The 25,250-nt window shown below is 38.5% G+C and carries 21 protein-coding genes; 9 read left to right on the plus strand and 12 right to left on the minus strand.

Annotated elements, in window-relative coordinates; all coding sequences use genetic code 11:
• Window positions 1–166: 166 nt before the first annotated feature.
• From pxpA to HMJ38_RS17020, 4 genes are all read left to right on the plus strand, one after another.
• Window positions 167–895, plus strand: coding sequence for a 5-oxoprolinase subunit PxpA (gene pxpA, locus HMJ38_RS17005; protein WP_194975626.1), 729 nt, complete (start codon window positions 167–169; stop codon window positions 893–895).
• Window positions 896–897: 2 nt separating this feature from the next.
• A complete protein-coding gene (locus tag HMJ38_RS17010; protein WP_194975627.1) occupies window positions 898–1,605 on the plus strand; it encodes a 5-oxoprolinase subunit B family protein in 708 nt (235 codons plus the stop codon).
• A complete protein-coding gene (locus tag HMJ38_RS17015; RefSeq protein WP_194975628.1) occupies window positions 1,602–2,474 on the plus strand; it encodes a 5-oxoprolinase subunit C family protein in 873 nt (290 codons plus the stop codon). The genes HMJ38_RS17010 and HMJ38_RS17015 overlap by 4 nt, the downstream gene beginning before the upstream one ends.
• A gap of 147 nt (window positions 2,475–2,621) precedes the next feature.
• The gene (locus tag HMJ38_RS17020; RefSeq protein ID WP_194975629.1) at window positions 2,622–4,136 is read left to right on the plus strand and encodes a DUF4301 family protein; all 1,515 of its coding nucleotides are present in this window, start codon (window positions 2,622–2,624) and stop codon (window positions 4,134–4,136) included.
• A gap of 304 nt (window positions 4,137–4,440) precedes the next feature.
• Here HMJ38_RS17020 and HMJ38_RS17025 read toward each other — a convergent pair whose 3' ends face one another.
• The 8 genes from HMJ38_RS17025 to HMJ38_RS17060 all read right to left on the minus strand — a co-directional run bounded on the left by HMJ38_RS17025 (window position 4,441) and on the right by HMJ38_RS17060 (window position 11,578).
• Window positions 4,441–5,592 carry a hypothetical protein gene (locus HMJ38_RS17025; RefSeq protein ID WP_194975630.1) on the minus strand — a complete coding sequence of 384 codons (1,152 nt, stop codon included), beginning with the start codon at window positions 5,590–5,592 and terminating at the stop codon, window positions 4,441–4,443.
• A 161-nt stretch (window positions 5,593–5,753) separates the two neighbouring features.
• Window positions 5,754–6,665: a helix-turn-helix transcriptional regulator gene (locus HMJ38_RS17030; RefSeq protein WP_194975631.1), complete on the minus strand. Its 912-nt coding sequence runs from the start codon at window positions 6,663–6,665 to the stop codon at window positions 5,754–5,756.
• Window positions 6,666–6,743: 78 nt separating this feature from the next.
• Window positions 6,744–7,613 carry a DUF5777 family beta-barrel protein gene (locus tag HMJ38_RS17035; protein WP_194975632.1) on the minus strand — a complete coding sequence of 290 codons (870 nt, stop codon included), beginning with the start codon at window positions 7,611–7,613 and terminating at the stop codon, window positions 6,744–6,746.
• Window positions 7,614–7,615: 2 nt separating this feature from the next.
• Window positions 7,616–8,164 carry a YceI family protein gene (locus tag HMJ38_RS17040; RefSeq protein WP_194975633.1) on the minus strand — a complete coding sequence of 183 codons (549 nt, stop codon included), beginning with the start codon at window positions 8,162–8,164 and terminating at the stop codon, window positions 7,616–7,618.
• A complete protein-coding gene (locus HMJ38_RS17045) occupies window positions 8,164–8,667 on the minus strand; it encodes a QcrA and Rieske domain-containing protein (protein WP_194975634.1) in 504 nt (167 codons plus the stop codon). Before HMJ38_RS17045 ends, HMJ38_RS17040 begins: the two co-directional genes overlap by 1 nt.
• Window positions 8,668–8,886: 219 nt before the next feature.
• Window positions 8,887–9,435: a hypothetical protein gene (locus HMJ38_RS17050; protein WP_194975635.1), complete on the minus strand. Its 549-nt coding sequence runs from the start codon at window positions 9,433–9,435 to the stop codon at window positions 8,887–8,889.
• 84 nt (window positions 9,436–9,519) lie between these two features.
• Window positions 9,520–10,044, minus strand: a complete 525-nt coding sequence (locus HMJ38_RS17055; protein WP_194975636.1) for a hypothetical protein — start codon at window positions 10,042–10,044, stop codon at window positions 9,520–9,522.
• A complete protein-coding gene (locus HMJ38_RS17060; protein ID WP_194975637.1) occupies window positions 10,034–11,578 on the minus strand; it encodes a hypothetical protein in 1,545 nt (514 codons plus the stop codon). The genes HMJ38_RS17055 and HMJ38_RS17060 overlap by 11 nt, the downstream gene beginning before the upstream one ends.
• Window positions 11,579–11,975: 397 nt before the next feature.
• Here HMJ38_RS17060 and smc point away from each other — a divergent pair, with 397 nt between their 5' ends.
• Window positions 11,976–15,515 carry a chromosome segregation protein SMC gene (gene smc / locus HMJ38_RS17065; protein ID WP_194975638.1) on the plus strand — a complete coding sequence of 1,180 codons (3,540 nt, stop codon included), beginning with the start codon at window positions 11,976–11,978 and terminating at the stop codon, window positions 15,513–15,515.
• Window positions 15,516–15,784: 269 nt separating this feature from the next.
• Here the strand turns inward: smc and HMJ38_RS17070 are convergent, their stop codons facing one another.
• Together HMJ38_RS17070 and HMJ38_RS17075 are read right to left on the minus strand one after the other, a co-directional pair.
• Window positions 15,785–16,090: a helix-turn-helix domain-containing protein gene (locus tag HMJ38_RS17070; RefSeq protein ID WP_194975639.1), complete on the minus strand. Its 306-nt coding sequence runs from the start codon at window positions 16,088–16,090 to the stop codon at window positions 15,785–15,787.
• A complete protein-coding gene (locus tag HMJ38_RS17075) occupies window positions 16,074–16,421 on the minus strand; it encodes a type II toxin-antitoxin system RelE/ParE family toxin (protein WP_194975640.1) in 348 nt (115 codons plus the stop codon). Before HMJ38_RS17075 ends, HMJ38_RS17070 begins: the two co-directional genes overlap by 17 nt.
• 410 nt (window positions 16,422–16,831) lie before the next feature.
• Between HMJ38_RS17075 and HMJ38_RS17080 the strand changes: the two genes are divergently transcribed.
• Window positions 16,832–18,244 carry a TlpA family protein disulfide reductase gene (locus tag HMJ38_RS17080; protein WP_194975641.1) on the plus strand — a complete coding sequence of 471 codons (1,413 nt, stop codon included), beginning with the start codon at window positions 16,832–16,834 and terminating at the stop codon, window positions 18,242–18,244.
• A 136-nt stretch (window positions 18,245–18,380) separates the two neighbouring features.
• On the opposite strand, the gene HMJ38_RS17085 is transcribed toward HMJ38_RS17080, so the two are convergent.
• The gene (locus HMJ38_RS17085; protein WP_194975642.1) at window positions 18,381–19,931 is read right to left on the minus strand and encodes a DUF1501 domain-containing protein; all 1,551 of its coding nucleotides are present in this window, start codon (window positions 19,929–19,931) and stop codon (window positions 18,381–18,383) included.
• A gap of 4 nt (window positions 19,932–19,935) precedes the next feature.
• Complete coding sequence (locus HMJ38_RS17090; protein WP_194975643.1) at window positions 19,936–21,663, minus strand: DUF1800 domain-containing protein; 1,728 nt, start codon at window positions 21,661–21,663, stop codon at window positions 19,936–19,938.
• 402 nt (window positions 21,664–22,065) lie between these two features.
• On the opposite strand from HMJ38_RS17090, the gene HMJ38_RS17095 reads away from it, so the two are divergent.
• From HMJ38_RS17095 to hppD, 3 genes are all read left to right on the plus strand, one after another.
• On the plus strand, window positions 22,066–22,992 hold the full coding sequence (locus tag HMJ38_RS17095) for a bile acid:sodium symporter family protein (RefSeq protein WP_194975644.1): 927 nt from the start codon (window positions 22,066–22,068) through the stop codon (window positions 22,990–22,992).
• A gap of 7 nt (window positions 22,993–22,999) precedes the next feature.
• Entirely contained in the window at window positions 23,000–24,007 is a 1,008-nt protein-coding gene (locus HMJ38_RS17100) for a 1-acyl-sn-glycerol-3-phosphate acyltransferase (RefSeq protein ID WP_194975645.1), read from the plus strand.
• A gap of 145 nt (window positions 24,008–24,152) precedes the next feature.
• Window positions 24,153–25,247: a 4-hydroxyphenylpyruvate dioxygenase gene (hppD, locus tag HMJ38_RS17105; protein WP_194975646.1), complete on the plus strand. Its 1,095-nt coding sequence runs from the start codon at window positions 24,153–24,155 to the stop codon at window positions 25,245–25,247.
• Window positions 25,248–25,250 lie beyond the last annotated feature (3 nt).

Genomic DNA, 25,250 nt, shown 5'->3' on the forward strand with positions numbered 1-25,250 from the left:
AGTACCATAAATTTCCTTCTTCCATCTTCGCCCTGATAGCTACCGGGATTCTAGCCATTTTCATAGAAAGAGTTCTCAACTTGCATGAGGCTGGTATTCATATTTTAGACTTATTTGATAAAACCACCAAAATAAAATTGAGGAATTAATTCCTAAATTTACCATAATGAACAGACAAAACTTCCCTTTTGATATTAATTGTGATTTGGGAGAGGGCCTTTCCAATGATGAGCTCTTGATGCCATATTTAGAAAGTTGCAACATTGCCTGTGGTGGACATGCAGGAAATGATCAAACGATCAAAGAAACCATCAGACTTGCCAAAAAGCATCAGGTAAAAATCGGTGCCCACCCCTCCTACCCCGATCTACCTAATTTTGGGAGATTGAAGATGGATATAACCCTGGAATTATTGAAAAGGAGTTTGAGTTCTCAATTGACTCTTTTTCAGAATCTGGTTAAAGCGCAAAACACAAAAATCCACCATATCAAACTACACGGGGCCTTGTATAATTTCTCGGCCGCGGACCTTTTGACTGCCTCCATGATTCTGGATGTTGTCGAAGATCAATTTACAGGATCTAATCTCTATTGTCCTCCAAAGTCCTTGATATTACAATTGGCTGAAGAAAGGGGTATCCCCATCAAAAGAGAAGTTTTCGCTGACAGGAATTATAACGACGATGGAAGCTTGGTCAGCAGGACTGAATCCAATGCAGTGATTACTGATCCTGATAAAGTCCTAGAACATGTTAAGTCAATGGTAGAACAGGCAAAAATCAGAACTGTAACAGGGAATACGATTTCTGTTCAGGCTGACACCATCTGTATTCACGGTGACAATCCAAACGCCTTGGAGATTTTGAAAAACATCTATAAATACTTTAACTTGTAGCGATGCAGCTCAAAATTTTTAGGATTCATAAAAAACTGATTGAAATATCATGGCCACAGGAAATTTCTGATTCTATCTTGGGAGAACAGCTTTTGGTCAAGGATTTTTTATGGAAAGAATATGGTGAAGGAATAAGGGAAATAAGGATGGGATTCAATACCCTTTCCCTAAAACTAAAAATTGAAATCACTGCAACTGATTGTGATGACATCCTTGAAGAAATCACACAATTACCTAAATCAGTTAAATGCCACTCATTTAAAACTTGGGGAATCCCTGTTTGTTATGATCCTTCTTTTGGGAAAGATTTGGAGAAGCTCGCAAACTTGCACCAATTGAGTATAGAAGAGGTCATAAAGATCCATTCAGCAGGAAGCTATACTTTGCATTTTTATGGATTCTTACCAGGCTTCATGTATTTGGCTGGCTTGGATTCCAGATTACATACGCCAAGAAAAGATCTTCCTGAAAGATTGATTCAGACAGGTACTGTTGCCATTGGCGGAAAACAGACGGGAATTTATCCCATGGACAGTCCCGGTGGCTGGTACGCCATAGGTAGATCGCCTCTTCAGTTTTTTTCAACGAACAATTTTAAGGAAAAATTTCCAAGCATCGGTGACAAAATCAAGTTCCAACCCATTTCTGTGGAAGAATATAAAAACATGATTTCCAAACCAAAGGCAGGTATACAGCTAATCAAATCATGATAAAGACACCGGCATATATCCATTTCCATCAACCTGGCATGATGACATCTGTGCAGGATTGGGCCAGATATGACATGGTGCACTTTGGAGTTCCTTATGCAGGAGTGATGGATCGGATTTCGATGACTTTGGTCAATCACTTGCTTCACAATCCGGAAAATGCAGCTGTACTCGAAATGGCACATGTAGGACCGAAAATGATTTTTGAAATGCCAACTAGGATTGCCTTTGCTGGCGCAGAAGCGGATATCTATCTCAATGAAAAACCCATAAAATTGGGCAAAGTGTACGAAATTGGTGAAGACAGTATCGTTGAGGTGAAAAAATTCAGAAGAAGACAATGGCTGTACATGGGAGTGCAGGGAGGTTTAGAATCAGAAATGGTCGGAAAAAGCCGAAGTTGGTATCCTGGTGTGACCCCTAGAGATAAAGTGGTCAAAGGGGATACCATCACCTACTTGTATGAGGACCGGTATTTTCCTCCTGAGAATTCACATTCCAAAATTAAAGCCAATTGGTACAAAGAAAGTGACATCAAAGTTTTTGCAGGACCGGAATGGGACCAACTTCCCAAGCTTTTGCATAATAGAATCTTGAGTAAAACATTTACCGTATCTGAAATGATCAACAGGATGGCTTATCAGTTGGAAGAAACCATTGAAAATGATATACCGCCTATTTTGACCTCCCCGGTTTATCCAGGAACGGTGCAATTGACTCCCTCAGGCAATCTCATTGTTTTGATGCGGGATGCACAGGTTACAGGAGGCTATCCACGGATTCTTCAGGTTGATATACATTCTCTAAATATTTTAGCCCAAAAAAGATCCGGTGAAAAAATAAAGTTTAGTATAATTGTGGATGAATGAAATTTTTAGGCAAGAATTTTATTATTTGAAGCAAGTCTTTCATCAAAATAGGATTCAAAGGTTTAAAGGCGATAATTGGGAAAAAGCCTTTGATTAAGCCATTTCCAATGTATATATTAAAGGTTTTAAAACAATAAATACAAAACCATGGATGCAAAGCTAGAAAAGCAAATATTAGATCAGGGCATGTCACTTGAAAACGTAAAGGAACAGCTGACCAACTTTAAGGAAGGTTTTCCTTTTTTATCCATAGTAGGAGCTGCCACAATTGGCGACGGAATTAAGGCCTTGACAGAAACTGAACTCAAACATTATTTAGATACTTATCCCAAAACAGCTGCTCAAAAAGAGGTGGTGAAATTTGTCCCTGCCAGTGGTGCTGCTTCAAGGATGTTCAAGGACCTGTTTTCATTCCTGGAAGGGGATGGAGATATTTCCAAAAGCAGTTTTGTTCAGAAATTTTTCCAACAGATTGAAAAATTTGCCTTTTACGATGACCTCAACAAAAGCTTGGAAAAAGCAGGAAGCAGTATCAAAAAAGCCATGGAATCAGGACAGCACCAAATGGTGATTTCGCATCTTTTGAATGAAGAAGGCCTCGGCTACGGTCAATTGCCAAAAGGTTTGTTGAAATTCCATCATTACTCAGACCACGACAGGACACCTACCTATGAGCATTTTATGGAAGGGATTCTTTATGGATTGGGTAAAGGGAATACCGTTAGGCTGCACTTTACCGTTTCGCCCGAACATGAGTCAAAATTCAAAGAAGAAGTTGCGCAGGTACAGCCAAAGCTTGAGAAGGAATACAGAGTGAAATTTGAAGTTTCTTATTCCCAGCAGAAAAAGTCAACAGATACCATTGCAGTGAATATGGACAATACGCCTTTTAGGGAAGAAGACGGAAGCATCCTGTTCAGACCCGCAGGCCATGGAGCCTTGTTGGAAAATCTCAATGAAATTGACGGAGATGTGATTTTCATCAAAAATATTGACAACGAAGTACCTGATAGATTGAAAAGCCCCACAAAAGAATATAAAACTGCTATCGGTGGCTTGCTATTGGAGGTTCAGGAAAAAGTATTCGAAGCTTTGAAAAAGCTCGATGTTGATTCTGGAGAAAATGCCATTGCACAAGCTGAATCAGTTATTACCCAAGACTTGGGCGGAAAATTGCCCAAGAGTTACCATGGTTTGACTTCGGAGGAAAAACATAAGTATTTGCATAAAAAGCTTAACAGGCCATTGAGAGTCTGTGGTATGGTGAAAAATACCGGAGAGCCTGGAGGTGGTCCATTTTGGGTTAAAGAGGATGACGGGACCTTATCTTTACAGATAGCCGAAACAGCCCAAATAGATTTGGACAATCCCGAACAAAAAGAAATATTCAAATCTTCCACCCATTTCAACCCTGTGGACTTGGTCTGTGCTACCAAAAACTACAAAGGTGAAAAGTTTGATCTGCTCAAATTCAGGGATATGCGTACTGGCTTTATCACCGAAAAATCAAAAAGTGGACGTGACCTCAAAGCTTTGGAACTCCCCGGACTTTGGAACGGTGCCATGGCAGGTTGGAATACGGTCTTTGTAGAAGTTCCTTTGATCACCTTTAATCCGGTGAAGACGGTGAATGATTTGCTGAGGGATGAGCATCAGGGATAAGGAAAGGATGAAGGAGAAAGGATGAAGGGAAAATGTACCAAGTACAATGAACCAAGTACAATGAACCAAGTACCAAGTATGGGGTAAGCGGGATGTTGGAGACAATTGATAAATCCATGGAATAAAGCTTTTCCTTGTCAATTTGAACGTAGAGAGAAATCTGTTCAGCTTTTGAGTTCAAGACCTCTCTCCACGATAGCTATCGGGATCGAGGTGACAAGGCAAAGTCTTTATTTAATAGCTTTCCTTGTTTTGATGGATAGCTACTGGCAATTACTTTGATTGCTTTTATTCAAAATTTGTATCAATTGCTTTTCCCAATTTCAACCTTATATAAAGTAACCACATCCTCCTCTACACCAAAATATTCCTGGTCTTTGAGGGCAATGATTTGACCTTTATTGTTGACAACAGTGGAAAAAATCATTCCTTTGGGCAATGGAATGTCTTTTTGCAGCATTTGGTGGGATTTATCCAAAACCGCAGCATATCGTGGAATGCGATTGATAAATTCCGCCCGCTCTTGCATATTTTCCGAATAATTGGTTCTCGCGATATCTTCAGGAACACCTTTGGTGTAGACCACCAAAATCTCCTCATCAAGCGCATAGAGACGTTCAATTCTCCCAAAAACATTGAACTTTGACTTTTCATAGTAATCTTCCCAATTTTCGATAGGTACTCCTATTGTGTTCACCGCATTGGCAATATCGAGATCTATTGTTTTTTGATACACCAACTCCCAAGCTTCTTTATGATAAACATGATATTTCCTTTCTGCCAAGAAGTAAATCAACCATTCCTCTTCAGACACCTTGACCAAGCTCGGAAAGGTCCATTGGTAAAAATTCCCATCCTCATATATAGTTCCCGGTGGAAATTCCATGGTATTTCTAATGGTTTTTGTTTTGAGATCAAAAATCTCAAGTAAAGGACTTTGATACAATTTTTTGAAAAATGAAATCGGATTTTCCAAACTAACCTCCCCTCTTTCAGGTCGGTAATACATCAGTTCTTCCCCAAACCAATTTGCGACACCATTCAAACCATTGATGTAGAAATATTCTTTGGGAATATCAATCTGATGAACGATTTCACCATCATTGCTAAACTGAATAATTCCTTTATTTGAATCCATTACCGTAAACTTGCTATCCAGAAAACCTACACCTTGAGCCATTGAAATGGCATTTGGACCATCTTGCTGAAGGTTAAAACGGTGGAGAATAGATCCAAAGTCATCTAAAAACAAATATTCCTCTGTTCTATTGTTCCTTGCAAGAAATAGACCTGACTCAGGTTCAAAATCCAGCATAAAGAAGTTGCCCTGATAGTCTATCCGGATGGAATCCTTAATTATAAAATGGTAGTCAGAAATTAAATTTCCACTATCTGACTTTGAACTACAAGCAGATAGAATTGCAAAAAGCCAGAAAATTTGAAAAAGGTATTTCATCCTTTGAAAATACCGAAAATCTTCTTTGGCCTAAATTAAAAATTGTTAAGAATTAAAAAATCTGATTGAGATTGTCTATGTTAAATAGGATTTCGTGGGTCTTTTCTGAAATGAGAAAAAATTTATTTAACTCTTAAAAGTCCTCCTTTATTTCAATACCCTCAAAATCCTAACTTTTCAATCTGCTCATTCAAATATTCTTTCAACTCCTCTCCTTCTATCACCTTAATTTCCCCCGGCAATCCCAAGATAAACCTTGCCAAACCCGGCAACTGGGGGATTTCACCTTCAAAGTAATATTGGTTGCGGTTTTTGATATATGTCAGTGGCTTGGCGTCAGGATATTCTTCCATCATCAGCTGATAGGCTTTTTTGCTGAGTTTGAGATGTATATAAAATTGGTTCTTACCTGAAAATCCGAACAATCCTTGTTCTAAAGATTGATGCAAAGATTGAAACCTATAAGGTTTTGAAGTCAACAGCACCTCCCCAATCCTTTCGATCTTGAACATTTTCATCTCTTTGCTTTCTACTTCCAAAGCATAGATAGAGTCAAAGTTCTTGTTGAAAGCAACAGGTTCTATCAACCTATCTGTCACTGAATCAGAACTCAAAGAATAATAGTCCCTCAAAATTACTTGGTTTTGGTCTTTAATAGATCTTGATAAAAGATCCACAAAAACACCAAGGTTGGCATTGAACAACTGCTCCACACTATGTCGGAAGTCCGACCTGATATTGATTTTTTGTAGTATGGAATCCTTCAGAAGATTTTTCTTACTGCTTTTCTGAATGAGCTCATTCATCAATTGGATCTCTTCCTCATTGAAAGTACCGTAAGCATACTCATTGGGACTTTCCACTCGGTCTACAATCCTAAACTTGGAATGCTTTTTTTCAATCTCAAATCCCAAGGCTTCCAACAATTTGAAATATCTGTAGATTGTCCTAGGATCAGTATCAAGTGACTCTGCGAGTCGGTGAACGGGTTTCCCGATATTACCTCGAAGTAAATTAATCAGTTTGAAAACCCTTAAAATTTTTTGTTGTTCAATAGTATTTGCCTGCGCCATAATTCAATAATTATGGCAAAAGATAGAAAATTCCTTTTACATCATCTTTCCAAATGACAAAGAGTGTCGCAAAAATTATTACTTACTTTTTCTTCTTCCCGTCGCAAAAACCCTGTTCACATTAAAACCAATCCTAAAACCTTCACCAGGCACTCCGTTTCCTCCTGCCAACAGGTATTGTTCATTTAGCGCTTGGGAAGTCACAAAATACATTTGGAACACATGACCGCCCGCTTCCAAGTCAATACCAACTCCGAGGTTATTTCTAAGGTTATTATTTAGGTTAGGAATCCATTGTAGGGTCAGGGAAGATTTACCGGAGATTTTGTATTTACCACTAAATCCAAGTGCCAAATAAAGATTTTGGTCACCTTCTATCAGAAAGATGGGATTAGGGTCAACAAAATAGGCCAGCATTGGGCTGACCTGAACACTGATTCTATCAGTGAACTTTCTCGCTCCCATCATCTGAAAAGCAAAGGAACTTCTCTCCGCAAAAGTTGGATTACTTTCCTGCAAAAAGCTGTAATTGGAAGTATTTACACCTGCCCCACCCATCAACGAAAGTGAAAAAGGCATTTTATTATCCTGTGTTTGCTTCAGGATGTGGTATCTGCCATAAAGATTGTAAATCTTATCCCTACTTTGTCTTGCGGCTCCCAAAGAGAATTTATCATTTAATGCATATTCAAAACTGAACTGAATATTTGCACCGTTGTCCAAACCATAAAGATTCTGAATACCACCGTCCAAGGTTCCAAAAGTGTGCATGATGGCAAATTGGAGCGTTTTCTTATCCAATGGCTCTACGGTCAACAAATTGATATGTCTAGGTGCATGGAATATCAATTCAACATCTTGTACATCAGTCGCAGGCTTTCTTTCCAATTGAGCTTTCACCAAGAGTGGCAAACAACTGATTATCAAAAATAATATAGTCTTTTTCATCTTTATTTTTTAAGTATGGCTCTAATAGACACAATTTGATCTTCTGCCAATTCATAAAACACAACCGTTGGAATATCGATATTATAATCACTGAGCAATACGGTAAACTTAGCTTCCAATTGTAGTTCAGAATCTGAAATAGCGGTTAATTTTCCAGGTACTTCAATTTCTCTTTCTACCCCGTGTATTTTGAATTTCCCTTTTGCGATTACACTTTTGCTTTGACCAACGACAAGATTTATTTCGGTGCCAATTTTACCCGTAAATTCTGCATAAGGATATTTTTTTGTTTCCAGGTAATTTTCTCTCATATGTCTGTCCCTAAGCCCTATACCTGTTCTTAAGGTATTCAGATCAATAAAGAAGTCCAGCAAGTTTTTCTCCAAATCCACCAATCCGTTAAGGTCTGATGATTTCCCTGTAAATTCGTTCAGGGAGGCTTTGGAAAGAAATTCCACATTGCCTTTTTCAGTTTTAAATACTTGGCTTAGGACTTTTTCTGGGAAAATTAGAAACGAAAGAATCGAGAATAAATAAATACGCTTTTTCATTATCCTAAATCTACGGTCAGCACATTATTGGTGACTGTTGCAGGATAAGATCTCAAAGCTTGTGTTGCAGGTCCATTGACAACAGATCCATTTGTATTGAACCTCGACCCATGACAGGTACAAGTGAATACATCATTGGTAAAGGTCCAATTTCTATCGCATTGCGAGTGGGTACAAACCGAAGTGAGGGCATTAAAATTATTGTTGCCCATATTGACAATCAAAACTCTTGCTGCAGTGACCAATGCCCATCCTCCTGTAGCAGCAAGATTCGAAGCAACGGCCAAATCCACAGTCACAGCCTCGGCTGTCACATTGATACCATTCCCTGTAGCGGGGGGAGTAGTGGGTGATCCCATATCAGGATCCATATCATCGGAGGAACAAGAGGTGAAAAATGCTACTCCGAACATGGACATTACTGCTAAGGAACCTGACTTTTTTAGAAAATCTCTTCTGGCTTCAGAAAGGGATCCCGATTTAATGTTGATAGTTGTTTTCATAATTGGATATACGGTATAGTGAACTTGATTGGATTTTATGTTTTTTTAAAATCACAAAAAAATAACAGGTTTTCATATAGTTTGTTTTTGAAAAAGTCAATATCAATAGACAAACCTAAAGATTGGAAAAAATCAGTCTATGTAAAAAAATAGCATTAAAAGACTAACCTAGTCACTTGTTCGCAGGCCTTAAGATTTAAAAATAAATGATGAAGATGTTTAAAATTTTTTTCTGTTCAATATCTCACTTAAGACCACAGCATCTTTAATGGTTGCAGGGTTACTGAGCATTTCAGCATATCTGCTTCTTGTTTTAGTGGTCTTTATTCTATCAGTAGTAATACTTGATTTGATACCTTCTACGGATGCCGTAAGACTCACCTGTTCATCCAAGGTTTTTATCTTTGGCTTTTCGATTTCAGCCCCTGTACCTTCATAGTCACCATAAGCTTTGGAACGGGGCCTGTCACCTCTCATAATGTCTCTTTGAGGTTCAAATTCTCTATTTACAGTAGCTTGCTGAGGTACGGGTTTAGTTTGGGCGGATGTTCCCTGTCCTGTTTGCTGTAGATCTTTTTTTCTTTCTTGCTGACCGGACCTGATTTCTTTTAGGAGATCTTCAAAAGAAACAGGTTTCCTTTCATTTTGGGTATCAGTAGGCAAATTATCTTGGCCTTCCAAATCCTGAGGCTTTTGTCCCTTTTTGACAGCAGTATAGATAAAATAAATAATGATTGCGATAATGTAAATAATATTGCCTGCGTCCACTGTGGTAAATTTTAGTGCTTCTAAAGATAGGTAGATTTTTCAACACTAGAAACCCTAGGTCCTATCCATACATCACTAAAGAAGCTACAACTCCAATTCTTTTCTGTCAATGGTATCCAATAGTCCTTGGGGAAATCTGGAAAATTTTTGGAATTCGGTCCATGAGTAGTCAGGAAAGTCCATATAATTTAATCTTTTATATTCCCCTGAAGTCACTGCCCCTCCCACTATTAAATTGATTGGCAAAGTGAAAATCAATAACATACCATTGCTAAGTGTAAATAATGAGTTGACACCTGTCCAAATAGCGTAGTTATCTGCTTTGGTGTTATAAAAAACCATTCTGGCATTTTGAATATTGTTTTGGGAATAAGACAATAATTTCTGGTTGCTTAAAACAAACAATGAATCGTCCTTAAATCCAATGAGTTCACCCGAAATTTCTTGACTGCCATCATAAAAAGTCAACCAACCACCGTTGGCAGTTTCAGAAATTTTATCCAAAGTCGGTACCGAACCTTTGGGTGCTTTGATCGCACTGCCACAGGCTAATAATCCAAAAGCCATCAATAATATGGCTAAATTCTTCAATATTTGTTCAGTATACATAACGGCTGTTCCAAAATGCTTCTTCCATGACAGGTTCTACTCTTTTGTACTCTTTAGCAACCTTCTTCAAGTAAATTGAAGGGTTGTTGACCATTTGGTTCAGTTTCCTGAAATTCTGCTCTTTTATCCAATCTTCTCTTATCCACTCCAAGTAAAAACCCTTGGAATCCAAGAATAGCTCAGCATGATCGAAAGGCAATCGATAGTTAATCAAAAACTTTTCGCCCGGATAAGTCACAAGAAATTCTTCGGGATCCATGAGTTTGGACAAGGGCTCTTTCTCCTTACCATGTATATTTTCAGCAGCATAAGGACTCACAACTGTTGGCTCAACCTGAGAATCTATGTCTACTAAAGTAAGATAATCTATTCTCCATAAACCTTTGTTCATCAGTAATTTAATCTTTAATTTTCCTTGAGGAACTTCACCGATTTCAACCATATTAAAATCAGTCGCAATCGGGCCTGTTTCATTTACCTCTCCTGCATATTCCCATTCCAAATTCTGATTTTGAAAATAAATTTCAACGCCACCCAACATTTCAAAAATCCCCGGCTTTTTTTCCATATTTCCAAGTTCATGTTGTGCCAAAAAATAAGAAACCGATTTACCCATATAAGCCAATCCTTGATACAGCAAATAGGTAGTCATCATGGTCTGCCGCTTTCCAAGAACCAATCCAAAATTTCCAGGCTTCTCAATATCAAAATCCAAAATCAGCTCTTCTTTTGAATGGAGGTTGGTCGGGTCGCTTTCCGAAAAGTACTCTTTGTGGTCCAATAGCTTTACCTCTTCCAAGCAATCACCTTGGGGACTTTTACAATCCTTTGGGATTCTGGAGTTTTCAGTGAGGAAAAAGTCACCCTTAGGACTTGCAAAGACCCTTTGATGTGCCTCTTTTTCAAAACACAGAATATTGGCATATCTTATCGAGTGGGTTTCCAATGCTTCATTGGTCAGTGTCAGTTGAAAATCTTTTTTGTATTTTGCCTCATACAGCATGTCGACATCATTTTTTTCAAGAGATGGTAAGATGCTTGTTGAAAAACCTTCTGCCAAAATCCTTAATGTATCATCAGTCTCTGCATAAAAAGTCGGACAAGAACCAAAACAGGTCTTGGGGCTAAGAATGCAAAGTACAGCAACACCTCCTATAAGGGCTGTGGTAAAACCAAGACCACCTCCCAAGGAATTTCCAGGGTCATTAGTTTCTACAAGTGCTACCTCATCAAGTGAAAAAGTAAAAGGATCTACTATTTCTTTTCTGTTGTCTGGCCTTATCCTCCTTTCAACAACCCTTCTCTGAATATTTAGTAGTTCGCCATAACCTGAAAGATTATTTTGCACGTCATCCAAAAACCAAAAATTCAAAATAAACACACTTCCATCCTTCATATGGACTTTCATGAATTTATTTTCAGGGTTCAGGTATTGGATTTGAGCTGTGGAATTAATTTCTCTTCTGACGGGTGCGGTTTTACAGGAGGAAACCAAAAAACATATAGTCAATATCCAAAAAAGAAACATTTTCATTTTCTTGAATTTATGAAATCTCCTGAAGCCTCTATTCATAAAATTGATGTCTAAAATGTTATAGAAAAACATTTAAATTTTCAGTTGGAATTTAGAAAATTTGAAGTCTCCATAAAAATTGAAAAATGCAAAAACCCAAATTAAATTGGGGAAAATCAATAAATGAAGAAATAGTTGATCTTATTGAGGCAAGTTACTTTGGAAAAAAGGTCCTTAGAAAGAATCCTGACTTTCCCTAAAAGATTCCTCACTTCGCTAAAGCGTCACAGAAAAAATAGGGATACGAAAAGCCCGTTCTGAAAGAAGATGCATTAATCCTTCATCCTTTCTCCTCCATCCTTGCTTAATTTCTGAATTAAAGTAAATTTGTCTGGTATTCAATTTCAACAATTACAGGATGCTGCTGAGTAAGCTGGAGATTAAGGGATTTAAAAGTTTTGGTGACCGGATGGTCATACATTTTGACAAGGGGATTACTGGAGTTGTAGGGCCAAACGGCTGTGGCAAGTCCAATGTGGTAGATGCCATTAGATGGGTCTTGGGTGAGCAAAAGTCAAGGATGCTCCGGTCAGACAAAATGGAAAATGTGATTTTTAACGGAACAAAAAACCGTAAGCCCACCAACCTTGCTGAGGTTTCCCTCACTTTCGAGAACACCAAAAACCTACTTCCAACTGAATACACGCACGTTACCATTACCCGCAGGTATTATCGAAGTGGAGAAAGTGAATACCTGCTTAATGGTGTTACCTGCAGGCTGAAGGACATTACCAACCTATTTATGGATACGGGCATCAACTCCAACAGCTACGCCATCATAGAGTTGAAAATGATCGATGAATTGCTCAATGACAAGAACAATTCAAGAAGAGAGCTTTTTGAGGAAGCAGCCGGAATATCCAAATTCAAAACCAGAAAAAAGGAAACACTCAGAAAGTTAGAGGATACGGATGCGGATCTGGAGCGTGTTGAGGATGTACTTTTTGAAATTGAAAAAAACCTGAAGAGTCTTGAAAAACAGGCAAAACAGACTGCAAGGTATTTTGAAATCAAACAGGAATATAAAGAGGCAAGTATCAACCTAGCCAAAAAATCTGTGCAAAAACACAGTGATTCCCTGATTTCAATTCATAAAAAAGTTCAGGAAGAAACTGACCGGAAATTAGAAATTAACACCAAAATCGCTGAAAAAGAAGCCTTTTTGGAGCATAATAAATCGGAATTGATTCTAAAGGAAAAACTCCTTTCTTCCAGACAAAAGACATTGAATGAGCATGTCAATAAAATCCGGCAATTTGAAAGTGATAAAAAAATCAAGAATGAAAGGCTGAGATTTTTGGAGGACAGGTCCCAAAAACTCAGGGAACAAATTGATGCTGACCGCAAGTCAAATGACCGGGCAGGTTTCAGCATCCGATCTTTGGAACAGGAAAAAGAAAGTGCTGCAAAATTATTGGCAGAAAAGGAATTTGTTGTAGAAGAACTCAGAAGGGATTACGAATCACAAAAAAACCAACAGACTACTACACAGGAAAAGCAGAAAGTGCTTTCCCGTCAGTTTTCAGAATCAAAAGACAAAGTTTACCAACTTTCAAAAGACCTTGAAATCAAGCAAATCCAGCTTTCCACCTTAAAACAGGAACTTGAAAAAACAGCTTCTGATGACAACAGTCAGGAAGCAAGTTTGTCTGATTTTGAAGATAAATTGGTCATATTGAGAGCGCAGCTGGAGAATAAAACCAAGAAGCTCAGTATCATTAAGGCAAAAGAAGAAGACCAATCCCAGAAAATTGAGGAATCCAACAGGATCATAGATATGATTCGGGAAGAGATTACGCAGACGTCTAGGAAACTTGATGCCAAACAAAATGAGTTTAACCTGACCAAATCACTGGTTGAAAATTTGGAAGGCTTTCCTGAAGCCATCAAATTCCTAAAGAAAAATTCCGATTGGGGAAAAAACACCCCGCTCCTATCCGATATCCTGACCACGGAAGAAAAATACCGGGTGACCATCGAAAACTATCTGGAAACCTACATGAATTATTATGTAGTCGAGACAGAAGCCCAAGCCATCGCAGCAGTTAACTTATTGAGCGATGCCGCCAAAGGCAAAGCCAATTTTTTTGTCCTTGAACATTTCAATAGCTTTCATCCTACCCAAACCAAGCTTTTTGCCAATGCCATACCGGCAACAGAAATCATTGAGTATGATGAAAAATATGCCAAACTGATTGGTTTCATCTTGGATGATGTCTACATCGTCAAAGGAGAATATCAGGACTTTCCTCAAGACAAAACCGCAATTTTCATCACGGAAAACGGAAAGTTTACCAAAAGAAAATTCAGTATTTCAGGAGGTTCTGTAGGTTTATTTGAAGGAAAAAGGATTGGTAGAGCAAAGAACCTGGAAAAGCTGGAGAAAGAGATCAAAGAACTGAACAAGAAGGTTTCTGCGACTAGATCCAATTTGGACGGAAAAATCAGTGATCTTTTGAAACTGAAAGAGGTCAGTTTCAAATCTGCCATAGAGAAGATCCAACAGGAATTCAATGAGGTCAATCAGGAGTTTATTTCTATCCGTACCCGAAAAGAACAGTTGAGTGAATTACTTTCCTCCAATGCCAATAAACGGGAGGATATTCTTGAAAGAATAGAGACCATTCAGGAAAGCCTGGAGTTTATCGGGCCAGAACTCGAAAAAGAAAAATCACTATTCGCATCAGTGGAAGAAGAACTGGAAGTAGTCAATGAACAACTACAAACTGAAAGTGAAAGTCTCAGCCAAAAATCTTCTGCCTTCAATCAGGAAAATATCCTCTACCATCAGCACAACAATAGGGTCAACAGCCTCAATCAGGAAATTGAATTTAAGCAATCTGCCTTTGAAAGCAGTAAGGAAAGGATTGAAAAATCCCAAATGGAACAGAGCGCCATCGATCTTGAGATCAAAGGATTGTTGGACAACAATGAAATCAAAGATGATGAGCTGATTGAGCTTTATGCAGAAAAAGAAGGCATTGAAAAAGGGGTTACAGAGGCAGAAAAGGATTATTACGCCTGCCGGGGAGAAATAGACAATACTGATAAACAGATCCGAGAACTTCAGAAATCCAAAGAATCCTTGGATACCTTGATCCAAGAATTTCAACAGGCCCTCAATGAGGTCAAACTCAAATTGACCAGTCTAAAAGAAAGATTGAGTGTAGAATTTGAAATTGACTTGGATACCTTGATGGAAGAAAATCCTGATTTGGATGAAGCCTATCTTGAAATGTCTGATGCTGATATGCGGGAAATTGTCCAAAAGGCCAAAGACCGTCTGGAAAGAATTGGTCCTATCAATCCGATGGCAATGGAAGCTTATGATGAAATCAAACTTCGCCATACTTTCATCACTGAACAAAAAGAGGATTTGGTAAAAGCTAAAAACTCCTTGGTGGAAACCATCAAAGAAATCGATCAGGTAGCCAAGGAAACTTTTCTCGATGCTTTTGGGAAAATCAAGGAAAACTTTATCAAGGTATTCCGTTCCCTGTTTACCGATGAAGACCAATGTGACCTGACTTTGGTCGATCCGGATAATCCTTTGGAAAGTCCAATAGAAATTATGGCCAAACCAAAAGGCAAACGACCCTTGACCATCAATCAACTTTCAGGTGGTGAAAAAACCTTGACAGCGACCTCACTGCTTTTTGCAATTTACCTGCTGAAGCCTGCACCTTTCTGTATTTTTGATGAAGTGGATGCCCCATTGGATGATGCCAACATTGACAAGTTCAACAACATCATTCAGACTTTTTCGAAGGAGTCCCAATTTATCATCGTCACACATAATAAGCGCACCATGGCAAGCACGGACATCATTTATGGCATTACCATGATTGAAGCAGGAGTCTCCAGGGTGGTTCCTGTTGATTTGAGGGAGTTGGCTTAGGGTGATTCGTGCCATGACTTTGAGTTATGGCATGAATAGGCTTTTAACTTGAAGTTATGGTATAAACAAAAATTTTGTCCATACTTAGGTTATGATTTAGCTTTTTGAGAACGTGATTCAGCTTGGAGACGTGGGGCATCTCGGAGCGATTACCTGTCCGCCATTGCTAAAGTTAGTTCGGGGAACCATCCTTTCCGTCACCACTGACCGCCCCATGTTTTCTTAGGTGCTATTATATGCGGTTTTCCTCCTTTCGGGCAAGTAACACCTTAAATTTTTATATTTAGTTCAAGTTTTCCGCCGAAACCAAGTTCTATGATTTTTTGGAGTGTTGAAATTCGTGCTTCCTTAATGTTGTTCTCGATTTTTGAAATGTAGGATTTTGTAGTTCCAACTTTTTCTGCAAGCTGTTCTTGTGTCATTCCCATTTCAATCCGAGTATCGTGAATTAAAGCCCCGATTTTGAAGGCTTCATAACCTGCTTCCAGTTCGTCACGCTCTTTTGTCCCTCGTTTGCCGTAGTTCTTTTCTTTAAACTCTTCAAGAGTCATTAAATTTTTATTTTTCGCTTTCATATTCTACTTTTATTTTAAGTGCCTTTTCTATTTCTCTCTTGGGGGTCTTTCGTGTTTTCTTTTGAAACCCGTTTGCTAATACAACCAATTGCCCTTGGTCAAAAAAACAGAAAATTCTAAAAATGTCGCTTCCTAGTTGAACTCGAATTTCATAAAGACCATCGGTATTCTCTATGTGTTTGAGATATGTTTCCGGAATTCTTTGTAACTCCTCAATTAAATCAAAAGTCCAAACAATTTTTGCCTTTACTTTTTTAGTTTGTCTGGAAAAGAAGTCTTGAAAGTAGTTCTTGTAAAACGTTATCTTCCTATGCTTCTGATTTTTATCCACATTACAAAATTACAAAGGTTTCCCTATAGTGAAACAAAAAAGTTGATTTATTTTTTACAAAATGTCTTCTTGTTGGGGTTCTGGTAATCGCATATATCGATTTGCCTTCCGCCACATATGGCGCTAATGATTCCTATAGGTAACGTTGGCGCCATAAATGGCGGATATATTTGAATTATCTAAACTTAAAACTAATATTCTAAATATCCAATCTGCCCAAGGGGCTATTTATTTGATAAAAGCCTTTGGTTGTGATATTTGCATATGGCAGAAAGGCTTCAAATATTTTTTCAAAAAATTTTCTTTGTATTATTTCAGCTAAACGTTTAATACTTTATCTTTAGGTCTATTAGTTTAGATTACATGATTTCTTCCCATTCACCAATATTTTTAACGAACCACATAAAGCCATGAAAAAACAAACCTTGTTATCCCTCATTATCCTCATAGCCTTCTTTTCCTGTTCGGAAAAAGAAAAAGACATCAACACAACCATCACGATTGCAGGTAAACTGGAAAACCATACGGGTCCGGTAATAAAAGTATCCCTCGAAGATGAATTGTCTGTAGATTCCCTTCAAAGCGACGGTTCATTTTTGTTAAAATTTGATTACGAGGAAACTGAATTGTTTTTGGTCCAAAATGCTGACCTCAGGTTTAGTCTATATTTAAGCCCGGGCGACAGTATTTATCTGACTGGAGATGCGGAGGAATTTGGTGCCACTTTTCTGGCAAGCGGAGATAAGGCTGGTGAAAATTCATACCTCCGCAAGAAAATGAAATCCATGAATGAAAGTGGGCTGAACAACATCATGGAATTGATGGCCTTGAAACAGGATGAATATTTTATGAAGAAAGACAGCATGTTGAATGTTGTCAAAACCAATTACAACGAATTGAATAATACTGAAGGAATTGACCCTGAATTTTTGGAATTGGAAAATTCGTTTTTCACCTATCAAAGTCTATTTATGGATCAGATATACCCTATGTATCATGGGTATATCACCAAAACGAATCAGGACTCAGTAGATTTCCCACGTGAAAGAATTCAGGCAGAAATAGAAAATGTACCATTAGACCGAAAGGAATTATTGGCCGTAGCCCCTTACAAGAATATCGTTGATTCAAGAATCCAGAAATTATCTTCGGCCTTGATGAAAGAAGATTCCACTTTAACTTCCTACGAAGACGCTTCCAACTTGGCAATAGATTCATTGCTTAAGGATGCTGAGATGAGGGATTATTTTAAATATGAAAACATAAAAATGAACATGGAATACAGGGGACCTGTCCATGTGGAGGAGCAGTACAAAAAATTCCTGGCGGAAAACTCAACTCCAAAATTTGTTGAAAAACTCGAAAAAATCAAGGCAAAATGGGAACCTATCAGTCCCGGAAAAGAAGTCCCTGATTTCTCATTTGTAGATATTGATGGCAATGCTGTAAAAATGAGCGACCTGAAAGGTAAACTTGTATACATCGATATTTGGGCAACTTGGTGCGGGCCATGCATTGCAGAACATCCTCATTGGGATAAAATGAAAGAGGAATACAAAGACAAACCTGTTGCTTTCCTCACAGTTTCAATTGACGATACCAAAGAACCTTGGGAGAAAATGGTCAAAAACAAAAAAATGGATGGTCTTCAATGGTTTGCTGAAAACGCTTGGCAATCAGAACTCACTCAGTTTTTCATGGTCAATGCTATCCCAAGGTTCTTACTTTTGGATACCGAAGGCAAAATTTTAGATCCTTCAGCTGACAGGCCTTCAGGTGATATTAGGGAAACATTGGACAAACACTTGGAAGGGTTGGTTTGAAACTGATAGTGATTTTTAATTGAGGAGGATTCAGTCATAAATATCTTATACATGGGCATTAGGCAGGATTCTGACTTTAAATCACTTTGGCTGATTCATGCCATGACTTGGAGTCATGGCATGAATCAAGATTTCATCAAAGCTTGATCACATGCAAGGTATGTCTCCTATTCCCATCCATCACTCTCAGTATATATTTGCCGGGAGGATACATGGATAAGTCGATAATCTTTGTAAACTGTCGTTCTGAAGTATTGCCCTCAAACAACATTCCCACACTTGATCCTTTGACATCTATCAAGTCAATCCTGACTTTCCCGGACCATACATCAAGTTTTATCGTGGCAAAATCCTGAACAGGGTTCGGGAATAATTTCAATGTACTAGGTTCCTCTCTTTCTATCGAAGTCACTAATGCATTTTTGACAACAGGAATTTGTTCAAAACTTCCTCTAGTTGCAGATTGAATACTACTATTTCCGGCATCAAACCATTGACTCAGCAAAGAAGTATACACTTGTCTGAAATCAGTCTGAAAAGGAATATTGTCCCTATATACCTCATTTCCTGTAATGATCGGAGCTGTACCCTGCGAACCGCCATGTGACATGTTTCCAAAAATAAATAATGGTGCAGCCGAGCCGTGGTCTGTACCCATACTGGCATTAGAAACAATTTTCCTTCCAAATTCCGAAAAAGTCATTCCCATCACCCTTTCCGCACAGCCCTGAAATTCAAGGTCATTCATAAATGCCATGACAGCATCACTAAGGTTTTGAAGCAGGTTTGCATGTTTGCCTATACTATGGTCTCCCCCTTCCACTTGGTTGTCATGGGTATCAAATCCACCCATTCTTACCAAATACAATGGTGTTTTCAACCCACCTGAAATCAATCGGGATACTATTCTCAATTGATTTCCAAGTCTCGTGTCAGGGTAGATTTTCTGTTGGGTAACTTTCTCAGCTGCACGCTTGACGATCATGCCATATTTTTGGGATTGTTGGGCTATCAAGCGGATGTATTTCAATTTGTCCCCTGCAATGGTATCCGGAGTATCTTCTATGGCATTATTCAAAATCTGATAAAATGAATTGGGGTTATTGATTACCATACTGAAATTGGCCCTTTCCCCTTGAAACAACATGGAAGAACCATTTCCGATTTCCACTGCCATTGGATCGGGATGATCAGGGTTGGGATAAGCATCCGGAAATTGGGGATGATTGGATTCCAAGTAACGGCCTGTCCACCCTGAGGGGACCAACTCATCGGACCGGGAACCACTCATCCAGATATCATGGGATTTGAAGTGAGAATGGCTTTGTTGAGGATAACCAACTGAATGAACCACCTGAAGCCTTCCTTCTTCATAAAGAGACTTAAAACCTGAAAGTGAAGGGTGGAGTGCAAAATCCGTGGAATCAATGGGCAATAATTTGTTTTCAGGCAAAATGACATGTGGCCTTACTTTATTGAGTTCACTCAAATGAGATAATGGGATCACTGTATTTAACCCATCATTACCTCCTTCAAGATAGATTAAAACCAAAACCCTGTCTGTTTCATTGGCCAAATTCAGTAACCGATCAATGGTTTGCCCGAAACTTTGGTTGTTCATAGCGCCCAAAAAACTTGGAATTGCCAGGCTGTGCGCTGCATGTTTGATGAAAGACCGTCTTTTCATATAATTACATCAATTGCGATTCACCCATCTGTAACAACAGTTGAAAAGCTGGTTTAAGTCTATTTAAAACAACTGTGGCATTGGACTCATCGTTTGGATTTGCCATATATGTCAGCCAGGCTCCTGTCCAATAGTAATCCTGTTCCTGCCCATTCAGTAAAATGTTTTTTGCCATTTCAATTTGTTGTGGACTCAAAGCTGGCCCAAGATTCAAAAGAACAAATTCAGATATGAGGGAATTGGGATCCTCAGGATTTTCAAATCCTTTGACATATTCCAGCAAGTCTGCGGCAACATTTACCGAATTTGATATCCAATAGCCCCAAAATATCATGGAATCCGAGGCGAGGGCTCTTTTGGTGATAGAGTCAGTATTGATCCATATTTTATCATAATTAGGAGCCTGATAGTAGGGTGGCCAACCGGCTACATTTGGTGGATCGCCAACTTCCTGACCGATACCTCCCATGTTCCAAAGAATAGCAGCATAAAAATCTTTTTCGCCTAGTGGATTTTGGGCCGCAGGCATATCGAAATTTCTCCAAAGACCCAAAATAAAATCCATCGGACTTTTGATCATGGAACCCATGATTTCGGCATGAAAGAAATGGGCAGAACTCAATAGCGCTTTCAGGGCAGGCCGGATATTGTAATTATTTCCTTTGATGATGGCAGCCAATGGCGTAATCACATTTGTTTCCGCGAGATCGGATATCTCAGCCGCTACAAAAAAGGTGTAGAGTTTTCTGGCGATAAATTTGGATGATTCATTCGTAGCAAAGATCATTTCCAATAACTCGTCCAACTCCCCTGCTCCAGCTTCTCCTTCTTTTCCTTCAATGACTTTATTACCATAGAAAGCTGAAAACGTCTTATTCCCTGTATGATGCATTTCAGGGTTAAAATATGAAATTGGAGGTCCCTCTGAATGAATACTTTCCCAATTGACCGTCCATCCTGTCAATACTCTGGCTGCAGCACGAACATCCTCCTCCTGATATCCTGCATCTTTTCCTTTTCCGATGCAAAACAATTCCTGTATTTCCCTAGCATAATTTTCATCAGGGTTTTCTTTGTTGTTGAATGCACCACTTAAAAAAACCAACATTGCCGGATCCATGGTCAGGTCCTTGATCAGTTCCTTAAAATTGCCGAAGACATGTCGATTGAGCATTTGTATATAACCATAGCAGGATTTGGCTATAAAAACATCCCACAATTTGATGGGTAAAAAATTCCACCAAAATAACAGCATCTTTTCCTGTATACCTGAGTTAGGACTAATTATCCTACCGATTAGCCAAGTTTTCAACGCAATAATCCGATCTCCTTCAAAATCCTCATCGAATGCGGCATTAACAAATGAAGCTCCTAGGGGTACATTTAGGTCAATTTTACCTTCACTTGGCTTATTATAGTTGTTGATAGGCTCAGGGTAATCCAATGAAACCACCAGGATTTCATCCAAAATAGCTGACAAGGATTTGTTTCTGAAAGTTTTGATTTCTTTCATGGTAGTCCCAAACCTTGTCCTTTTCAAAAGGTGAGCAAGATGTTGGTCAGTCAACGTACCCGAAAAAGGTTCAATGCCCTCCCCTATTTCATGGATTCTGGCATTAACTGCGAAATTTTGGCTTTTACCGAATTCTTGGCTTTTTGCAAAGTCAGGAGGAAAAACTTCCCTGTAAAGGGGCTCTAGGTGCCTATACTGCCCAGGTCTGATTGGAAACATGTATCGATAATTTAAAAAGAAATTTTGTTAAACAGTTTCAATTCAAATTCAATAGATTAATCTACTCGAATTTGATAACGCTCTGTACTTCAATATATTCCTCTATCATTTTTTTTGATAGAAGGAACATGCAATAGGTGAATTCTGCTTTTGTTAGATTTTGGGTGATATAACAAATGTTCGGAAAAGATAAAAATTTATCCCAACAGTACAAAAATATTTTTTAAAGTAATTTTTTGTTAAAAGTTATATGTTTTTGATGTTAAAAATTTTGTTTTTCACATCAAAAAATTAACATACGAATCGATCCCACATACCAAAAGATTGGAAAAGATGTTTGATCAAGGATTTTTGTCATTCCAACACTGCTTCTTATATTTCAAGGAAAATTCATCCCAAAAAATGCAAGAAGCACTCGATACCAGTAAACTTAATTTCAATCAAGATTCACTTTTATTGCTGAATCTATCTTTGGCGATCATTATGTTTGGGGTGGCTCTAGACCTTAAATCAACGGACTTCAGGTACATTTTTCAAAACCCCAAATCCTTTGGATTAGGAATACTTTCCCAATTCTTTTTTCTCCCCTTATTGACACTGATCTTGGTCAATATTATTAATCCACCTCCATCTGTAGCTTTGGGCATGTTTTTGGTAGCTGCTTGCCCCGGGGGAAATGTATCAAATTTCATGACCCATTTGGCAAAGGGGAACACAGCTTTATCAGTGTCACTTACCGCCTTTTCAACAGCCTTCTCCATATTTTTGACACCTTTCAATTTCGCGCTATGGGCGGGGTTTTATGGTCCTTCGGCTAATTTGCTTAAAGAAATTTCCCTTTCCTATTTTGAAGTTTTCCAGACCGTTGCCTTGATTTTGGGATTACCCTTGATGATCGGGATGTATATTAACAGCAGGTATCCCATTTGGGCATCAAAAGCCACTAGCATATTGAAACCGCTCAGTATTTTAATTTTTGCAGGATTTGTAATTATAGCATTCATAGGGAATTATGACTTATTCCTGAAATTTATTGGACTCATATTCCTATGGGTCTTGGCCCACAACTTTGTAGCATTGTTCTCTGGTTTTTCATTGGCCAAAATCGGAGGTTTAAATCTAGCTGATACCAAAACCTTGACCATTGAAACAGGCATCCAAAACTCAGGGCTGGCTTTGGTTCTTATATTTACCTATTTTGAAGGATTGGGCGGAATGGCCATCATTGCTGCGTGGTGGGGCATTTGGCATATTATCTCGGGTATGACCATTTCCTCCATCTGGATGCGTTTTTCCAGTTCTGAAATACCATCTTTTAGCGAAAAATAGACACTCAATGCAAGATCTTTTCAATTATTTCCTTAGACTAAAAGTCAAAATTGCGCTTCATTTCTATTTCTTTAAAATCAATGTTACAGGGAAGGATTATATTCCAAAAGGAAAGGCAGTTCTTGTCGTTTCTAATCATCAGAATGCTTTGATTGATCCAATACTGATTGCGACCCATACGCGGCTTAATCCATACTTTTTAACAAGGGCCTCTGTTTTTAAGAAATCCATAATTGCCAAAATGCTGGATTTTATCCGTATGATTCCGATCTATCGAGTAAGAGATGGAATAAACAACATGGAGAAAAATAAGGAGACCTTTGATAAAAGCACTCATGTACTATTGAACAAAGGTGCCATGGTGATTTTTGGAGAAGGTAATCATAGTATCCATAGAAACCTCAGACCATTGAGAAAAGGCTTCGCAAGGATTGCCTATCAAGCCCTCGAAAAAGACCCTGATCTTGAATTGGTTATATTACCAGTAGGAATCAATTACAGCAATCATCAAAAATCAGGCAGTAAAGTCCATATCATTTTTGGGCCAACAATTGACCCAAAAAACCATTATCCAAATTTTGATAGCCTTATCAAGGATACTCAACAAAGTTTGAAGCCGTTGGTAAGTCACATTCCCGAAGAAGGCTATCATGAAAAGTTAGAAGAGTTGGTGGAAAATCGGATTGACCTCACTGCTCCTGAAAAAGTTGCCAACTTTTTTAACAACAGCGAGAATAAAAAGTCAAAGAAATTCAGTTCCCCGCCCTATTTTACCAATAAAGTCATGAAGTTATTCCACTTTCCGGTTTTTTTGAATTGGTTGTTTGTAGCCCCTAAAGTCAAAGATCCTGCATTTACGGCAACATTTAAATTTGTGATCGGGTTGGTAACTGTGCCTTTATGGTACATCTTCTTGTTGTTGGGGCAGCCGATACATGGACAGGCCTCATGGGCTTTATCTTTTACATTTTTAGGATTTATATTTCTTTTGGCCAACCGAAGCGGACAAGCCTAAATTTGAATTTGGGAAATAACTGCGAAAAATGGCGTTAAGGTAATTGGCACTCCGCGAACCCTGCAGAAGATCGAAAAAACCGGCACTGAGTGCAATTATTAGTATATTTGGAACTGAAAGAATTAAACCCAAAAATAATTTTACTATGGAACAGGATTTTCTTCCTATAAACGGGACGGATTATATTGAATTGTACGTTGGCAATGCCAAACAATCCGCTTTATTTTATCAATATGCCTTTGGTTATGAACTCATCGCCTATGCAGGTCCAGAAACAGGAATCCGAGATAAAGCATCTTATGTGCTAAAACAAGACAAAATCAGATTGGTGCTGACTACGCCATTATTGGAAGACCATCCGATTGCTGATCATATCAAAAAACATGGTGATGGAGTGAAAGTCTTGGCCCTTTGGGTAGATGATGCAGCACAGTCTTTTATTGAAACAGTCACCCGGGGTGCTGTCCCCTACGAGGAACCAAAAGTATCCTCCGATGAATTTGGAGAAGTGGTCACTGCATCCATCAGAACTTATGGTGAAACGGTCCATACTTTTGTAGAAAGAAAAAATTATAAAGGTATTTTCCTTCCGGGATATAAACCTAGGAAAAGCGAGTATAGACCTGTTCCTATAGGTTTGAAATATATTGACCATTGTGTGGGAAATGTAGGTTGGGGAGAAATGAATAAATGGGTGGACTTTTATGAAAATGTGATGGGATTCAAACTTTTGATCACATTTGACGACAAAGACATATCGACCGAATATTCCGCATTGATGTCCAAAGTGGTTTCAAATGGAAATGGTTATATCAAGTTTCCAATCAATGAACCTGCAGAAGGGAAAAAGAAATCACAGATAGAAGAATACCTTGATTTTTACAAGGGTCCCGGTGTTCAGCATATGGCCATTGCGACTGATGACATCGTGCATACCGTATCAGAATTAAGGAAAAGAGGTGTTGAATTTTTGGAAGTTCCTTCCTCCTACTATGATGACCTCTTGGACCGTGTGGGTAAGATAGATGAAGACTTACAGCCACTCAAAGATATGAATATCCTAGTGGACAGAGATGACGAAGGTTATCTTTTACAGATTTTCACAAAACCGGTTCAGGACCGCCCTACTCTTTTTTATGAAATCATTCAGAGAAAAGGTGCCCGTTCCTTTGGAAAAGGGAATTTTAAAGCGCTGTTTGAAGCAATCGAAAGGGAACAGGAGTTGAGAGGAAATCTATAATCA

Source organism: Aquiflexum lacus, assembly GCF_015476655.1.
GTDB lineage: Bacteria > Bacteroidota > Bacteroidia > Cytophagales > Cyclobacteriaceae > Aquiflexum > Aquiflexum lacus.

Bases quoted from the DNA above. Each gene is read 5' to 3' on its own strand.
- pxpA (WP_194975626.1), top strand. From the start codon at position 167: ATGAACAGACAAAACTTCCCTTTTGATATTAATTGTGATTTGGGAGAG.
- HMJ38_RS17010 (WP_194975627.1), top strand. From the start codon at position 898: ATGCAGCTCAAAATTTTTAGGATTCATAAAAAACTGATTGAAATATCA.
- HMJ38_RS17015 (WP_194975628.1), top strand. From the start codon at position 1,602: ATGATAAAGACACCGGCATATATCCATTTCCATCAACCTGGCATGATG.
- HMJ38_RS17020 (WP_194975629.1), top strand. From the start codon at position 2,622: ATGGATGCAAAGCTAGAAAAGCAAATATTAGATCAGGGCATGTCACTT.
- HMJ38_RS17025 (WP_194975630.1), bottom strand. From the start codon at position 5,592: ATGAAATACCTTTTTCAAATTTTCTGGCTTTTTGCAATTCTATCTGCT.
- HMJ38_RS17030 (WP_194975631.1), bottom strand. From the start codon at position 6,665: ATGGCGCAGGCAAATACTATTGAACAACAAAAAATTTTAAGGGTTTTC.
- HMJ38_RS17035 (WP_194975632.1), bottom strand. From the start codon at position 7,613: ATGAAAAAGACTATATTATTTTTGATAATCAGTTGTTTGCCACTCTTG.
- HMJ38_RS17040 (WP_194975633.1), bottom strand. From the start codon at position 8,164: ATGAAAAAGCGTATTTATTTATTCTCGATTCTTTCGTTTCTAATTTTC.
- HMJ38_RS17045 (WP_194975634.1), bottom strand. From the start codon at position 8,667: ATGAAAACAACTATCAACATTAAATCGGGATCCCTTTCTGAAGCCAGA.
- HMJ38_RS17055 (WP_194975636.1), bottom strand. From the start codon at position 10,044: ATGTATACTGAACAAATATTGAAGAATTTAGCCATATTATTGATGGCT.
- HMJ38_RS17060 (WP_194975637.1), bottom strand. From the start codon at position 11,578: ATGAAAATGTTTCTTTTTTGGATATTGACTATATGTTTTTTGGTTTCC.
- smc (WP_194975638.1), top strand. From the start codon at position 11,976: ATGCTGCTGAGTAAGCTGGAGATTAAGGGATTTAAAAGTTTTGGTGAC.
- HMJ38_RS17070 (WP_194975639.1), bottom strand. From the start codon at position 16,090: ATGAAAGCGAAAAATAAAAATTTAATGACTCTTGAAGAGTTTAAAGAA.
- HMJ38_RS17080 (WP_194975641.1), top strand. From the start codon at position 16,832: ATGAAAAAACAAACCTTGTTATCCCTCATTATCCTCATAGCCTTCTTT.
- HMJ38_RS17085 (WP_194975642.1), bottom strand. From the start codon at position 19,931: ATGAAAAGACGGTCTTTCATCAAACATGCAGCGCACAGCCTGGCAATT.
- HMJ38_RS17090 (WP_194975643.1), bottom strand. From the start codon at position 21,663: ATGTTTCCAATCAGACCTGGGCAGTATAGGCACCTAGAGCCCCTTTAC.
- HMJ38_RS17095 (WP_194975644.1), top strand. From the start codon at position 22,066: ATGCAAGAAGCACTCGATACCAGTAAACTTAATTTCAATCAAGATTCA.
- HMJ38_RS17100 (WP_194975645.1), top strand. From the start codon at position 23,000: ATGCAAGATCTTTTCAATTATTTCCTTAGACTAAAAGTCAAAATTGCG.
- hppD (WP_194975646.1), top strand. From the start codon at position 24,153: ATGGAACAGGATTTTCTTCCTATAAACGGGACGGATTATATTGAATTG.